At 62.6% G+C, this 14194-nt stretch carries 14 protein-coding genes; 9 read left to right on the forward strand and 5 right to left on the reverse strand.

The genetic code is table 11. From position 1 onward, the window contains the following. Positions 1-8: 8 nt before the first annotated feature. From NKK47_RS29500 to lptF, 4 genes are all read right to left on the reverse strand, one after another. Positions 9-935: a peptidylprolyl isomerase gene (locus NKK47_RS29500; RefSeq protein ID WP_352579243.1), complete on the reverse strand. Its 927-nt coding sequence runs from the start codon at positions 933-935 to the stop codon at positions 9-11. A 116-nt stretch (positions 936-1051) separates the two neighbouring features. After that, positions 1052-3469 carry an LPS-assembly protein LptD gene (locus NKK47_RS29505; RefSeq protein WP_352579244.1) on the reverse strand — a complete coding sequence of 806 codons (2418 nt, stop codon included), beginning with the start codon at positions 3467-3469 and terminating at the stop codon, positions 1052-1054. Beyond that, the gene (gene lptG / locus NKK47_RS29510; protein ID WP_023677695.1) at positions 3469-4554 is read right to left on the reverse strand and encodes an LPS export ABC transporter permease LptG; all 1086 of its coding nucleotides are present in this window, start codon (positions 4552-4554) and stop codon (positions 3469-3471) included. The genes NKK47_RS29505 and lptG overlap by 1 nt, the downstream gene beginning before the upstream one ends. Continuing rightward, the gene (gene lptF / locus NKK47_RS29515) at positions 4551-5753 is read right to left on the reverse strand and encodes an LPS export ABC transporter permease LptF (protein WP_352579245.1); all 1203 of its coding nucleotides are present in this window, start codon (positions 5751-5753) and stop codon (positions 4551-4553) included. The genes lptG and lptF overlap by 4 nt, the downstream gene beginning before the upstream one ends. Positions 5754-6107: 354 nt before the next feature. On the opposite strand from lptF, the gene NKK47_RS29520 reads away from it, so the two are divergent. From NKK47_RS29520 to NKK47_RS29540, 5 genes are all read left to right on the forward strand, one after another. After that, the gene (locus tag NKK47_RS29520; protein WP_352579246.1) at positions 6108-7274 is read left to right on the forward strand and encodes a flavin-containing monooxygenase; all 1167 of its coding nucleotides are present in this window, start codon (positions 6108-6110) and stop codon (positions 7272-7274) included. A 72-nt stretch (positions 7275-7346) separates the two neighbouring features. Beyond that, positions 7347-7730, forward strand: coding sequence for a VOC family protein (locus NKK47_RS29525; RefSeq protein WP_352454411.1), 384 nt, complete (start codon positions 7347-7349; stop codon positions 7728-7730). 49 nt (positions 7731-7779) lie between these two features. Further along, positions 7780-9276 (forward strand): leucyl aminopeptidase, encoded by a 1497-nt coding sequence (locus NKK47_RS29530; protein WP_352454412.1) that lies wholly within the window; start codon positions 7780-7782, stop codon positions 9274-9276. Between the two features lie 38 nt (positions 9277-9314). Continuing rightward, positions 9315-9764 carry a DNA polymerase III subunit chi gene (locus tag NKK47_RS29535; protein ID WP_352454413.1) on the forward strand — a complete coding sequence of 150 codons (450 nt, stop codon included), beginning with the start codon at positions 9315-9317 and terminating at the stop codon, positions 9762-9764. 118 nt (positions 9765-9882) lie between these two features. Further along, complete coding sequence (locus NKK47_RS29540) at positions 9883-10782, forward strand: aminoglycoside phosphotransferase family protein (protein ID WP_352454414.1); 900 nt, start codon at positions 9883-9885, stop codon at positions 10780-10782. A gap of 27 nt (positions 10783-10809) precedes the next feature. Here NKK47_RS29540 and NKK47_RS29545 read toward each other — a convergent pair whose 3' ends face one another. Beyond that, positions 10810-11277 (reverse strand): carboxymuconolactone decarboxylase family protein, encoded by a 468-nt coding sequence (locus NKK47_RS29545; protein ID WP_352454415.1) that lies wholly within the window; start codon positions 11275-11277, stop codon positions 10810-10812. An 85-nt stretch (positions 11278-11362) separates the two neighbouring features. On the opposite strand from NKK47_RS29545, the gene NKK47_RS29550 reads away from it, so the two are divergent. The 4 genes from NKK47_RS29550 (at position 11363) to NKK47_RS29565 (ending at position 14072) form a co-directional block, all read left to right on the forward strand. Further along, positions 11363-12034 (forward strand): TetR/AcrR family transcriptional regulator, encoded by a 672-nt coding sequence (locus tag NKK47_RS29550; RefSeq protein ID WP_352579247.1) that lies wholly within the window; start codon positions 11363-11365, stop codon positions 12032-12034. A gap of 4 nt (positions 12035-12038) precedes the next feature. Continuing rightward, positions 12039-12650, forward strand: coding sequence for a hypothetical protein (locus NKK47_RS29555; protein WP_023677686.1), 612 nt, complete (start codon positions 12039-12041; stop codon positions 12648-12650). After that, a complete protein-coding gene (locus NKK47_RS29560; RefSeq protein WP_352454417.1) occupies positions 12647-13495 on the forward strand; it encodes a 23S rRNA (adenine(2030)-N(6))-methyltransferase RlmJ in 849 nt (282 codons plus the stop codon). Before NKK47_RS29555 ends, NKK47_RS29560 begins: the two co-directional genes overlap by 4 nt. Positions 13496-13619: 124 nt before the next feature. After that, positions 13620-14072, forward strand: a complete 453-nt coding sequence (locus NKK47_RS29565; protein WP_352454418.1) for a hypothetical protein — start codon at positions 13620-13622, stop codon at positions 14070-14072. Positions 14073-14194: the final 122 nt, after the last annotated feature.

The following is a 14194-nucleotide window of genomic DNA, read 5'->3' on the forward strand; positions in this document are numbered from 1 at the left end:
CTTCGACTTCAGCGCTCGATTATGCGGGCTTTCTTCCGCAACTCCTCGACATATTTCTTCGAGAGTTCGTCGGCGTTCTTGTCGTTCGAACCTTCACTCTGGAACACCATCTGCGCGGCTTTGTCGTCTGACACTTCGCGCGACGAGCAGATGCCGATGAATTCGACACCGCGGTCGGTTTCGCGCGTCGTGGTGGCGCCGCCGACCTTTGTAGCCTTTATCTGCTCGGCCCAGTCCGCCGGCAATTGCGGCGCCAGCACCCGGCCGAGATCGCGAACGGTGACATCGATCAGGCCCTTGGCGAATTCGCGCGTGGTGTTGCAGCCGTTGAAGCGGGCGCGCATGGCATCGGCTTCGCGTTTGCGCTTGGCCAGCGTCGCGCTGCGCTCGGCCGCCGGCACCACGAAGATGACCTGCTGCAGCATGTACTCTGTGGCGCTCGGTTTGCTGCCGCCTTTTTCGAGCATGCGCTTGACGAGGTCCTGCTCGCTCATTGCGCCGCCACCGTCTCCGGAACGGGAACGCGCGGTCAGCGCCTGGTTCCAGGCCATCTGCGCCCGGATAAACTCCTTGAAATGCTCCTTGGTGACGCCGGATTGCGCCATCGCGCCGTCAAGCTGCTTGAGCGGCATCTTGTTGCTGGTGGCGAAACGCTGATAAGCGGCATCGACCTGCGCGTCGCTGATGCGGATGCCGAGCCGCCGGGCTTCGGCCAGGCGCAGCGTCTGGTCGATCATTTCCTGGCCGGCATCGCCCTTTCTGTGCTGCAGGCGCAGGAAAGCGGCCCGATGCTGGATGTCGCCGGTGGTTATCGGTATATTGTTGACGACGTATTTGATCTCGGTGGCGAAAACTGGCCGCGTCACCGCAGTGGTCGAGAACGCCACCAGCAGCGCGAACCCTGCCGAAAAGAGGTATTTCCTCATCGAAAGCATCCCAATTCCATCCCGATTCGGCCCAACCTATCCAGTTCAGGCCGTCAAAATTCGTGCCTGCTCTATGCGGCGAAACAATGTCGTCCGCCAGGCGCCCCGTTGCCGACCGCTGCCCGTTATTGAATGGTGTCGATGGAGCGTTGCGACGAGCCGAAATCGCCGAGCGTGCGGAACGACAGGTTGAAGCCGACGTTCTGCGATACTTCCTTGGTGTTCAGGTCACGTCTTTCCGAAAACGTCATCAAATAGGTAAAGCACGAATCACTATAGGCAAAGCCGACCCCGTCCTTGACCAGAACGCTCTGCTCCAGATCATACGTGCCGGTGCCAAAGACGCGCCAATTCTCGGCAAGATGTGTCGAGGCGCCGAGCGTAACCTCATGGCGATCGGTCGAGAAGCCATAGAGCGGCTGCGCCTGGATGAAGGCGTATTTGGCGCTCAGCGATACCGGCAGGCCCGAAAAGGCGGCCTTTACCTCAGCGCGGCGGATCTCGAAGCTTTGCTCGTCGAAACGGCCGCTGACCGAGCCGGAAAACCCGCTGGGGCTGTTGAAGCCGACAAGGCCGACATAGTCGGAGGTTGCAGTTTCAAGACCTGAATAGGCGCCGACATTGACCAGGTCCGGCGTGCCGAACGAGTTCTGGCCGCCGAGCTGGTAGGATTGGCCGAACACCGCATTGGTGCCCCAGCCATTGTCATATGCGCCGGAATAGCGCAGCCCGACATTGGCGCGTGTGCCGCCTTCCATGCGGTCATAGCCCGAGAATTTGTCGCGCTCGAACAGCGTCGTGGCGTCGAAGACGAAGCTCTGGGCGTCCTCGTTGGGGACCGCCAGCCCGCCGACATATTGCTCGTTCGGACGCATGAATACCTGCGCCATCGGTTCGAAGACATGGCTGGAACTGGTCATCGAAAACAGCACCGGCCAGCGCATCTCAAGGCCGGCGGTCGCCATGTAGCGGGCAAGCGATGAACGCATATCGTCCTCGACGCCGAGATTGGTCGCCATCTGGTTGATGGCGTCGAGCGAGGCCGAGGAGGCGTTGACGTAGCCGGCGTCGCCGCGCAGCGCCAGGAGCGGTGTTAGCAGCAGCCCGCCATCGGTGGTGAAGGTGCGCTTCCATTCGGCTTCCGCGGTAAGGCGCCCGGATTGACCGTCGATGCCGCGGACGTTGTTGACGGACGAAGGGATGCCCGAATTTGCAAGAGCCGTATCGAGCCTGTCGCGGTCAATGACCCGCGCGTTGACGTCGAACGACAGCTGCCCGCCGGCCACCGGCATGTCGGGGATATAGGCGTAGTCGAGCGAGGGCAGCACCCAGGGCTGCTTGGCGGCGCGTGCAGTCGGATCGCTGGCGAGCGTGTCTTCCTGAACATCGAAGTGCATGGCGCGCACATCGAAGTAATTGCGATCGTTGAGCCCCATCAGGTACACCTCGGAGCGGTGCACGCTATCGTTGAAGCCATCGATGTCGTAGGTGCGCGCGAAATTCTTGTCGCTCTGCAGCAGGATGTCCCAGCCGAAGTCCCAGCGCGGGTTGATGGCGAACTGGCCCTGGGTGCCCATCATGCCGCGGAACCTGTTCGGGTCGCCTTCGGTACCCGAATTCACGTTGTGGCCATTGTCGTCGATGAAGGCGTCGGGATTCTCCTGCCGGATGCCCGCAATCTTCAGGCTGTACTGACCGTTGTTGAAGCGCTGCCTCCACTCGGCCTCACCGAGGAAACCTTGCTTGGTATAGCCGCTGCCAGTGACAGTGAGATCGTAGGTCGGCGAGAGCGCGAAATAATAGGGGACTTTAACACCGACGCCGAGATCGCTCTTGTAGGCGACGCCGGGGATCAGGAAGCCGCTCTTGCGCTTGACCGTTGGGTCGGCGATCTCGAAAGCCGGCAGATAGGCCAGCGGAAAGCCGAAGAACTCGAAATTCGAGTTCTCGAAGCGAACCGTCTTCTTCTCGCCGTTCCAGATGATCTTCCTGGCCTTGATACGCCAGGTCGGCGCTTTGTCGGGCTTGTCCTCGCACGGCTCGCAGGCGGTGTAGACGCCGTTGTGGAACGTCGTCAGCACGCCGCCCATGCGCTCCGCGCTTTCGGCGGCGAAATACGCCTTGTCTATGGTCTCGACCCGCAGCGCGTTGACGAAGCCGTCGGCGAAATCGTCAGTGATGTCGGCATGCTGCGAATAGATTTTGGTGCCGTCGCTATTGACGAGTTCGACATTGCCGCTGGCGACGAGGCGTTTGGTGTTGCGGTTGTATTCGACCCGCTGGGCGACCAGACGGTTGCCGCCATAGTCGATCTGGACGCCGCCGACGGCCGTCACGGTCTGCTTGTCGTTGTCGTAGACCAGCGTATCGGCTGCCAGCAGCATCTGCGTGCCGCTCGGAACCTTCGTTGCCAGCTCACTGACGTCCTGGGCAAAAGCCGGAGCAACCGGGGCGACGCTGGCAAGCAGGCACGCCAAGGCGCTCGCCGCAGAGAGGCGTGCCAAACCGGCGTGCCTATGGCTGCGCAAAACCGCCTCCCTCACTAGCCGTCTTCCTTGTATAGCAGGAATGTCACCCCGAAGAACATAGCCACGACAACCGGGACCCAAGCCGCTACGGCCGTGGGTACGAATCCCGCTACGCCGAATGCCTTGACCAGCACCGAAACGACATAAAGCAGAAACCCGGCCACGATGCCACCCAGAATCATCGTTGCCGACTGCCCCATCCTCGCAAATCGCATTGATACCGTTGCCGCAATCAGCGTCATCGCGACAAGCAGGAAGGGCAGCGCAATCAGGGAATTGAACTGCATGGCGAAGGCATTTGCCTTGAGGCCGAAGGAGCGGGCCACTTCGATCTTGCCGGGCAGATCGTAGAAGGGAATGGTCTCAGGGCGCGCCAACCGCTCTTGCACGAATTCCGGCTTGAGATTGGTCGGCAGCCGATCGCTGGGTAACGACTGGATGGTTCCGTCACGGAACACCTTGACGTCCTGCAATTCCCAGTAGCCGTCCCGCAAAAAGGCGCGCGCCGCATCCTTGCGCTCGATGATGTCGCCTTGCGGGCTGAAGCTGAAGAAGACCGCGTCGGCCATCTCCAGGCCTTGATTGAGAATGGCGCGCGCGCCGATGATGGTGTCGCCGGCGTTGGTTTTCTGCCTGATCCAGGGCGCAGCATCGGCCGAGACGCTGTTCGACTTGCCCGAACGGAGCTGGGTCTCGATCTCCTCGGACCAGGAATAGGCGTGCGCGGCTACCGGATTGATGACGCCGACCGACAAGGCTCCAAACAGCAGCGCCCCGATGCAGCACGGCAGCAGGAATTGCCATGCGGAAACCCCGGCGGAACGGGCAATGACCAATTCATATTTGCGGTTGAGCGACACCAACGTCGCCATCGCCGAGAACAGGCCGACGAACGGCACCGTCTGCAGCATGATCATCGGCATCCTGAGCCCCGAAATGGCGAATGCAGTTGCGTAGGTGAAGCCCGGCACGCCGGTCGTGCGGCCGGAAAGCTCGGTGAAATCGATCAGGAACACCAGCGCCAAGAGGCCGATGAAGAACCAGATGGTGATCGTCACATAGCGAAAGAAGAAGTACCGACCCAGAGTCCAGCCCATCAGCCGGCTCCCTGTCCGGATGCGCCACGCCCGGCAAAACGGAGCTTGATGGCGCTCCAGCCGTCACTGAAGCGGCCGGCAAGATTGGTTATCCAATCGGCCCAGGCAACCGGCAGTTCCATGGTCCGGTTGGACACGATGAACCAGATGGCGATCGCCGATGCCACGATCGGGACGCCGTAGACCATATAGGCATATTGCGGCACGTTGTCGGCCTTGCCGGCGGCAAAGAACCCGAGCCAGCGCACGAACAGCGCGATCGCGATTGCCGTGATCAGCGGGTGCACACGCGCCTCGCGATGCGAGCGCGCATCTCCGGCAACGGCGAGCGCGATCAGCGCGAAGACGAGCGAATAGGACCACTCGGAAAAACGCTGATTGAGCTCGGCCAGGTACCTGTTCGGCTTTTGCTGGTACATCTTGTCGTTCGGACTGGGATTGAGCAGATACTGGGTCGTCCGGTCCTTCGGCAAAAGCAGGATGTCAGATGATGCCGACATGAAAGCGGACAAGTCGAAGGCGTAGGAGGTGAACCGGATCACCGAGAGGTCGCCGGTCATGGTTTTGCGATGGATGACGCCGTCATTCATCATCAGCACCTTCTCGTCGCCGCGTTCGATGATGCTGCCGGTCTTGGCGTAGTAGATGAGATTGACGCCTTCTTCGCGCGAATCGGCGACGAAGATGCCGCCGAGGCGGTTGTCGGGAAGCCGTTCGCCAACCTGCAGGAACAGGCCGTCGTCGATCTTGCGGAAGGTGCCTTCCTGGATGATCAACGACAACAGATCGGCACGCGACGACGCAATCAACTCGCGGTTCTTCTGGCGTGCGTAAGGATCGACGCCATTGTCGACGGCGAAGGAAAAAACGCTGGCTGCAATTGCCAGAAGCATGATCGGCCTGACAATGGTCCAGCGTGAAGCGCCGGCGGCATTGACGACGGCCAGCTCCGAATCCGAATTCATCACGCTGAGGATCTGGGCGACCGCGACCACCAGGGCGAACGGCACGACGATCGGAACGATTGTCGGGATGATCAGCGCTGCGACTTCGAAGAAGGTGAGGGCCGACTGACCGCTATCGGTGACGAGGTCGATGCGGGCGAGCACCTGAGTCGTCCAGACGATCGCCAGCGTCCAGACGAGCGCCAGCGCGAATACCGCGAAAGCACGGCGCATGATGTAACGTTCAACGACCTTCATGAAGGCTTTTCTCGGCGATTTCGAACGGCATCATGCCTTGGAACAAGGTAGTCGTCCGGCGCCGGCTGCACAACTGGCTCAGTTTGGCGGTTCGATCTGGGTTCTGTCCCGGATCGCAAAATCCGCTGGGCCGGAGTGTCGGCGGCAATGGATAAGAAAGAGCGAACATTGTTGGTTAACAACAGGTTGCGGCGGGAAGCGGGGCCGTGCCGCGACGAATCGTGGATGGTTCGATATCGCATATGGGAGCGATTTCGGCCAAAGTCTTGTCAAATGCGGCAAAACGACCAAATGTCGCGCCGGTCGCGACCGCCGCGGCGTGATAAGACGGGTCAGGATCTGTTGAGCCCCAGCATGGAAGCGGAAAAATTGCGCGGTCAAACCGGTCGGGAAGCGGTCTTTGACGGCGCGATCGTGGTCGGCGCCGGCGCGGCCGGCCTTGCCGCCGCCCACGCCTTGATGAAGGCCGGCGTACCGACGCTCGTCCTGGAAAAGGAGAGCCGGCTTGCCGAACCCTGGCATCGGCGGCACCAGCGTCTGCACCTCAATACGCATCGCGATCTCTCGACGCTGCCCGGCGTCGACTATCCCGCAGGCACCCCGGCTTTTCCGCATAAATCGGCCGTCATTCGCCATCTGAACGATTTCAGCCAGGCGCATGGTCTGCCGGTGGCATTCGGCGTTGCCGTTGAAGAGATCACGTTCGACGGCGATCACTGGACCGTGCGGACGAACGCCGGACGTCGTCTGGCGCGTCATGTCGTCGTCGCCACCGGGCGCGACCGGCAGCCGTTTATTCCTGCGTGGAAAGGCATGAAGGATTTTGCAGGCCGGATTATCCATTCGGCCGATTTTGGCGAGGCGAAGGACTACGTCGGCAAAAGGGTGCTGGTCGTCGGAGCCGGCAATTCGGGGTTCGACGCACTCAACCATCTTGCGAATGCAGATGCCCAAAGCATCTGGCTGTCGGCCCGCAACGGCCCGTCGCTGCTGCCGAAACGCATCGGCAAGGTCGCCGTCCACAGGCTTTCACCGTTCATGGCGAGCTTGCCGGTGCGGCTGGCCGATGCGGTGATGGCGACAACCCAGCGCCTGGTTTTCGGCGACCTGACGAAATTTGGGCTTCCGCCGGCTCCCACAGGCGGTGCGAGCCGTCTGAGCGCCGACTACACCGCGATCGCAGCCGATGACGGCGCGGTTCGCGCCATAAAGGCAGGCACGATCGTGGTGGTGCCACCATTGCGGGAATTTACCCAAGACGGCATCGTATTGAATGACGGCAGGTTGATCACGCCCGATATCGTCATTGCGGCGACCGGCTATCGCACCGGTCTGGAGCAGATGTTCGGCAAGCTCGGCGTTCTCGACGGCAAGGGCGTTCCGCTTTTCAACGGCGGCGATGCCGATCCGAAATTGCCTGGTCTGTGGTTTACCGGCATGCGGCCGAGCATTCGCGGTTGTTTCGCCAACGCCCGCATTCAGGCCAGGGCGATAGCGGCGCGGATTGTCAAGCAGCGATGATGAGCCGGACTATGCCGACTGTTCCGCCCGCAATAGACACGCCTTGTTGAGCGTGCTCGAACCGAAAGGTCAATGATCATGACGCCAGTCAGCATTCGCTACATGGTCGATGATGTCGCCGCCTCGATCGACTTCTACTGTGGACATCTGGGCTTCGCTGTTGGACAGGACGCGCGACCGGCTTTTGCTTCCGTCACACGCGGCGCTTTACGGCTCCTTCTAAGCGGACCCGGCAGTTCGGGTGCACGGGCGATGCCGGATGGCCGGCAGCCGGTGCCGGGAGGTTGGAATCGCATCCTGTTGGTGGTGCCGGACCTGAAAGAAGAGGTTGCGCGCCTCAAGAGTGCTGGACTTGTCTTTCGCAACGATATCATAACGGGCGTCGGCGGTTCCCAGACGCTGCTCGAAGACCCATCGGGCAATGTCATCGAGCTGTTTCAACCCGCCGCTCACTGACGAACGTTTCTCGCGATAATCCAACTCACTTCCCCGAAAGCAGGACATGATGAATTCGAGACCCTCGATCGCCTTTGCCAAATTCGCCGCGCCCAAAAAAGGCAGCGTTTTCGTTCTGGTGGCCGACGAGGGCGGCCTCAGCGATGCCGCCAGGGCTTGCGATCCGGCAAAGACCCTCGAGCGGGCTTTTCCGGTCGCCGACTTCACCGGCAAATTCGCCAGCCTGGTCGAAGTGCTGGCACCGGAAGGGACATCGCTCGAGCGGCTGGTGGCGGTCGGTGCCGGCAAGGGCTCCAATCTCGATGATTACGCCTGGCTGAAGCTCGGCGGCACGATTGCCGCGTCCTTTCGCAAGGCAACCGAAGTGGCCGTCGTGCTCGATCTTCCCGGTACGGCCGTCAGCGGCAGGCAAGCCGTTCAGCTTGCAGCGGGCATCCTGCTGCGCAGCTATTCCTTCGACAAGTACAAGACCAAAAAGAACAATGGCGACGACAAGCGCGAGCCAAAAAAGCCGGTCAAGGTGACTATTCACACCGCCGATCCGGCAGCTGCAAAGAAGGCCTTCGCCGATGAAGCGGCGGTGATCGACGGCGTCTTGCTGGCGCGCGATTTGGTCAATGAACCGGCCAATGTTTTGGGACCGGTGGAATTCGCCGCCCGCATCGCCGAACTGGAGGCGCTCGGCGTCACCGTCGAGATCCTGGCCGAGAAGGAGATGAAGAAGCTCGGCATGGGTTCGCTGCTGGGCGTAGCGCAGGGTTCGCCGCGTGGCGCCCGCATCGCGGTCATGCGGTGGGACGGCGGCAAGGCCAAGGAAAGCCCGGTCGCCTTCGTCGGCAAGGGCGTCACCTTCGACACCGGCGGCAATTCGATCAAGCCGGCGTCGGGCATGGAGGACATGAAGGGCGACATGGGCGGCGCTGCTGCCGTCACCGGGCTGATGCACGCGCTGGCCGCGCGCAAGGCGAAGGTCAATGTCGTCGGCATTGTCGGGCTGGTTGAAAATGCCGTCGACGGCCACGCTCAGCGACCGGGCGACATTGTCACCTCGATGTCGGGCCAGACTATCGAAGTGCTCAATACCGACGCCGAGGGCCGCCTGGTGCTGGCCGATGCGCTCTGGTACTGCAACGACCGCTTCCAGCCGAAATTCATGATCAATCTGGCGACGCTGACCGGCGCCATCATGGTCGCGCTCGGCCAGCATTATGCCGGCCTGTTCTCCAACAATGACGAGTTGGCGGACCGGTTGACGGCGGCCGGACAGGCGACGCAGGAGCGGGTGTGGCGCATGCCGCTCGGTGCCGAATACGACAAGCTGATCGATTCCAAGAATGCTGACATGAAGAACATCGGCGGCCGCCATGGCGGCGCCATCATCGCCGCGCAGTTCCTGCAGCGCTTCGTCAAGGACACGCCCTGGGCGCATCTCGACATCGCCGGCACCGCGATGGGCGCGCCTTCCAACGAGATCAACCAGTCATGGGCTTCCGGCTTCGGCGTCAGGCTGCTCGACCGGCTGGTGCGCGATCATTACGAGCAATGAGCGGCTGGGGCGGGACTCCGACAATGTAGACTGAACGCATGGCCGAGATTCTGTTTTATCACCTGACCGAATCGACGCTGGAGGATGCGTTGCCCGTCCTCCTGGAGCGCAGTATCGATCGCGGCTGGCGTGCCGTGGTGCAGACCGGCACCGAGGAACGGCGCGACGCGCTGGACCAGCATCTGTGGACTTTCCGGGACGATTCGTTTCTGGCCCACGCGACGGATCGCGAAGCCCATCCCGCCGAGCAGCCGGTGGTTCTGACCGTCGGCCCCGACAATCCGAACCAGGCGCAGATACGCTTCCTGGTCGATGGGGCGGTGCCGCCGGAGCTTGGCGGCTACCAGCGCGCCGTGTTCCTGTTCGACGGCCACGATGCAGCCCAGCTAGAGGCGGCACGCACGCATTGGAAGACAATGAAGGAGGCCGGCCACACCGTGACCTACTGGCAGCAAACGCCTGATCGGCGCTGGGAACGCAAGGCTTAGAGAATTTGCCGGCAAGGGAATCACTGGCGCCGCAAGAGTGCGATGACAAAAAGATGGACCGCCGGCTATTCAGAAGACCGGAGCAAGCCCGATGCCGCCCGATGAACGAACGCCAGGCATGCCGATAGATGCCACACTTGTTCGCCGGCTGATTGCCGCGCAGTTCCCCAAATGGGCGGACCTGCCGGTAGAGACGGTCGAGCCTGGCGGCTGGGACAACCGCACGTTCCGGCTGGGCGACAGCATGTCGGTGCGGCTGCCGAGCGCTGCCGCCTATGTCGCCCAGGTCGAGAAGGAGCATCGCTGGCTGCCCCGCCTGGCGCCTCACCTGCCTCTGCCGATACCCGTGCCGCTGGCCAAAGGCGCGCCCGGGGAAGGCTATCCATGGCCTTGGTCCGTCTATCGCTGGCTTGGCGGCAGACCGGCGGCTGGTGGACTGATTGCCGATCTTACTGAGTTCGCCCGTTCGCTGGCCGGCTTTCTGGTTGCGCTCTACCGGATCGACGCTGCCGATGGGCCACCGGCAGGGCAGCATAATTTCCACCGCGGTGGCCGGCTTTCGGTCTACGACGCCGAGACTCGAGCCGCGCTCTCGGCGCTCTGCGGCCGCATCGACAAGGCCGCCGCCGAGGCCGTGTGGGCGACGGCCCTTGCCTCGCGATCGCAAGGGCCGCCGGTCTGGGTCCATGGCGACGTCGCCTCGGGCAATCTGCTCGTCGAAGATGGCAAGCTCTACGCGGTCGTCGATTTCGGTAGTTCGGCTATCGGCGATCCTGCCTGTGATCTGGTGATCGCGTGGACGGAATTTTACGGCGAGAGCCGTCAGGCGTTTCGCGACGCCATTGCCCTTGACGAGCACAGCTGGGCGCGCGCACGGGGCTGGGCGTTGTGGAAGGCGCTGATCGTCGCTTCGGGACATGACGGCAACCAGCGCGAGGCGGAAAAATCGTGGCGGGTCATCGATGAGGTGCTGGCGGATCACACAAACAGTCGGAGCGGGAAGGCTAATTCAGTCTGAAGGCGTCCCGCTCTAATAACCAAAGCCCTATTGCCCGCCCATCTCCTTCCTGAACGTATCGAAATCGACCTGCATGCCGTTGAAGATGGTGCTCCAATGGCGGGTCAGCGCTGAAACGGCGACCGCCTCCTGGATCTCCTCGTCGGTGGCGCCGGCGCGCTTGGCGTCCTGCGTGTCCGACCAGATACAGTAGTTGCACGGGATTTGCGCCGCCACCGCGAGCGAGATCAGCGACTTGACCTTCGGCGGCAGCGCCGTCTTGTCGCTGAGCTGGATGGCCTTGACCTCGGCCCATGCACCGGGCAGACCGGCTTTCGGGAACTGCTTTACGAAACCGGGCACCCCGCCCATGGTCGACTGGATGTCCTTGACGGTCGCGTCATACTCATCGGCATAAGAAGGAGCTGCAGCCAGGGTCAGCACACAGGTGGCGGCGAGCAGGCAGGCGCGGCGGATGGAAGAATGCGTTGATGAAAGAGTACGATAGGCAGACATGACATTCTCCTCTGGCGTTTGTTGGCCTTACGGTGTAAGGTAACGTCGAAAATGAACCTTACAGTGTAAGTTGTCAAGCGACACCATGGACACATCGATCAAAAAAAAGCGACTGCGCGGCCGGCTGTCTCGCGAGATGATCGAGGATGCGGCTTTGAGGGTTATCGAGAGCGAGGGCCTCGCCGGGTTTTCGATGCGCAAGCTGGCGGCAGAACTCGGCTGCGAAGCCATGAGCATCTATCACCACTTTCCTTCGGTGGCGCATCTCTTCGAAGCCTTGGTGGATCGGCTGATCGGCTCCCTCGAAATGCCCGACGCGGACCTCCCTTGGCGACAAAGGTTACGCATTGCCGTGCAGGATTTCCGCCGCGTCGCGCGTGAGCACCCGGCCTTTGCCACGTTCCTTGTAACCTACCGGATGAATTCGCCGACCTGTCTCACTTGGCTGAACGGCATCCTCGGCCTGTTCGAGGCCGGCGGCTTCGGACCGCAACTGGGTGCGCGGCTGTTCCGCACCACCGGCTATTATCTGATGGGTGCCATCCTCGACGAGACTGCCGGCTATGCAAAGGGGCCTTCCGCCGTGACCATCGTCAGCGATGAGCAACTGGCGCAGGATTTTCCAAAAGTAGCTGCGGCCGGGCGTTATTTCGGCACCGCCGAATTCGACCGGACGTTTGATCTCGGCCTTGAGATGCTCCTGGACGAAATGGAGCGCGCCCGCGACGGCACCAGCGCGCCGAATACCGGGTCTTGACCTCATGCGCTCTCTGTTCGCCCTGATCCTGCTCATCGGTACCGGCATCGGCGTCGTCTATCCTTGGGCGATGACCAATTTCTCCGGCCGTGAGATCGGCACCTGGCGGGTTTACGACCAGGGCCGGTTCAAGCCGGTGACCGTGCCCCTGAGCGCACGCGACGGGCCGCTACGCGTGCTGGTCGACCTTACGGCGAGAGCCGAGCGCATCGTCTCGCAGCAGCGCACTGTGTTGACCCTCACTGCCGCCACCGGCGGCAGGACGGTGCTCGCCTCGACGCTGCAGTTCAATCACTCCGACAATCCGCGCCAGGTCAGCCCGCAACTGCCGGACAGGATCTTTCGCGACGAGGCCGGCCTGATCCCGACCGTTACCCCTGGTTCCTACATCTTCACCGTCGGTCCGGGCGACGCCGAAGGCATTCCGATGCGGGCCGTCGATCTCGTCCTGCGCTCGGGTGCCGGCGAGGTCGACCGCCGGGCGCGCCCGGTCGGTTTTTCCCTGATGGCGGCCGGCCTGGTCGGGCTGGTGCTGGCATTCCGTTTCGGCGGCCGCCGGCCGGAAAATCCAAACTCGCAGCCGCCACCACCGCGCTGGGGCAGGGGCTCCAATTGAACTATCGCCACGCCTACCACGCCGGGAACTTCGCCGACGTCGTCAAGCATGTCGTGCTCAGCCGGCTGATCGAATATCTGAAGCAGAAGGACAAGGCGTTTCGGGTCATCGACACCCATGCCGGGATCGGCCGCTACGATCTGTCCTCGACCGAAGCGCAAAAGACCGGCGAATGGCAAGGCGGCATCGGCCGGCTGGTCGATGCGGCCCTCGATGCGCCGGCGGCGGCACTGCTGGCGCCGTATCTTGAAGCCGTCCGCTCGCTCAATCCAGACGGCGGCGTGAAAAAATACCCAGGTTCGCCGCTGATCGCCCGGCACCTGATGCGCAAGCAGGACCGGCTGTCGGCGGTCGAACTGCATCCTAAGGATGCCGCCAGGCTGAAGGCGCTGTTCGACGGCGACTTCCAGACCCGGGTGATCGAACTCGACGGCTGGCTGGCGCTCGGCGCGCATCTGCCGCCAAAGGAAAAGCGCGGCCTCGTGCTCATCGATCCGCCTTTTGAGGAAGAGGGCGAGTTCGACCGCCTCGTCGACGGGCTGCAAAGAGCCCATCGGCGCTGGCCCGGCGGCATTTACGCGCTGTGGTATCCGCTCAAGGACCGCAGGGCGGTCGCCGCCTTCCGCAAGGCGCTGAAGCAGACGGGCATTTCGAAGCTGCTCGACATCGGTTTTGAGATCAGGCCGGACGCCGTCGAGCCGAGCCTCGACGGCTGCGGCATGGTGGTGGTCAATCCGCCCTTCACGCTGGAAGGCGAGTTACGGACGCTGCTGCCGGCGCTGCACCGGCTGCTTGCACTTGAGCAGCCGTCGCATTGGACGCTGGACTGGCTGGCGGGAGAGTAGTTTGAGGCGCGGCCCTGCCGTTCCGTCAGCGCAACCATCGTCACCACAACCACGGTCGCTACAACCGCTTGACCGCGCGTCAGCGAATCCGCACAGTGCGCGCAGTCGACCTTGAGAGGCTGCCATGACTCGCTTCGCCCAATCCGCCCTTGCCGCACTGCTCGCCCTTTGCACGCCGCTGGCCGCGCCTCTTGGCGTCACCCAGGCAGTCCAGGCGGCCGACCTTGCAATCTATACCGACGAGGATAGCGGCGTCTGCGGCGAGGCCTGGGTGCTGAACAAGATCACCGACCGCTTCTCCTATCAGGTGCATCACGTGCCGCATCTGCCGGATGTGCAGATCGTCGACTTCCAGCGCATCCATCAGCATCGCTATCTGCCGGCCGACGACACCTGGCCGATCGGCCGCCGTTATTGCGGCGCCACCGTCAGCCTCTCCGACGGCGGCGCCCGCACCATCTGGTACCTGATCGAGGAAGGCCAGGGTTTTGCCTCGATCGGCGACAATGTCGAATTCTGCGTCTCGGGCTTCGACCGCTGGATGGTCTACAACGGCCGCTGCCGCGTCCTGCGCTGACCAGCGCCTTCCGATCCCGACGGATTGTTGCGTCACTTAGCCGCCTTGATGCACGGCGATGAGGTTTTGGCGGCCTGAAGCGGCGATGTGGCCGCTGTTGGGCGCTTTTCCGCGAACCTCGT

This window comes from Mesorhizobium sp. M0019, from assembly GCF_040323975.1.
Lineage (GTDB): Bacteria > Pseudomonadota > Alphaproteobacteria > Rhizobiales > Rhizobiaceae > Mesorhizobium.

Coding starts and splice junctions, on each gene's coding strand:
- NKK47_RS29500 (WP_352579243.1), bottom strand. CDS start 935: ATGCTTTCGATGAGGAAATACCTCTTTTCGGCAGGGTTCGCGCTGCTG.
- lptF (WP_352579245.1), bottom strand. CDS start 5,753: ATGAAGGTCGTTGAACGTTACATCATGCGCCGTGCTTTCGCGGTATTC.
- NKK47_RS29520 (WP_352579246.1), top strand. CDS start 6,108: ATGGAAGCGGAAAAATTGCGCGGTCAAACCGGTCGGGAAGCGGTCTTT.
- NKK47_RS29525 (WP_352454411.1), top strand. CDS start 7,347: ATGATCATGACGCCAGTCAGCATTCGCTACATGGTCGATGATGTCGCC.
- NKK47_RS29530 (WP_352454412.1), top strand. CDS start 7,780: ATGAATTCGAGACCCTCGATCGCCTTTGCCAAATTCGCCGCGCCCAAA.
- NKK47_RS29535 (WP_352454413.1), top strand. CDS start 9,315: ATGGCCGAGATTCTGTTTTATCACCTGACCGAATCGACGCTGGAGGAT.
- NKK47_RS29540 (WP_352454414.1), top strand. CDS start 9,883: ATGCCGATAGATGCCACACTTGTTCGCCGGCTGATTGCCGCGCAGTTC.
- NKK47_RS29545 (WP_352454415.1), bottom strand. CDS start 11,277: ATGTCTGCCTATCGTACTCTTTCATCAACGCATTCTTCCATCCGCCGC.
- NKK47_RS29550 (WP_352579247.1), top strand. CDS start 11,363: ATGGACACATCGATCAAAAAAAAGCGACTGCGCGGCCGGCTGTCTCGC.
- NKK47_RS29555 (WP_023677686.1), top strand. CDS start 12,039: ATGCGCTCTCTGTTCGCCCTGATCCTGCTCATCGGTACCGGCATCGGC.
- NKK47_RS29565 (WP_352454418.1), top strand. CDS start 13,620: ATGACTCGCTTCGCCCAATCCGCCCTTGCCGCACTGCTCGCCCTTTGC.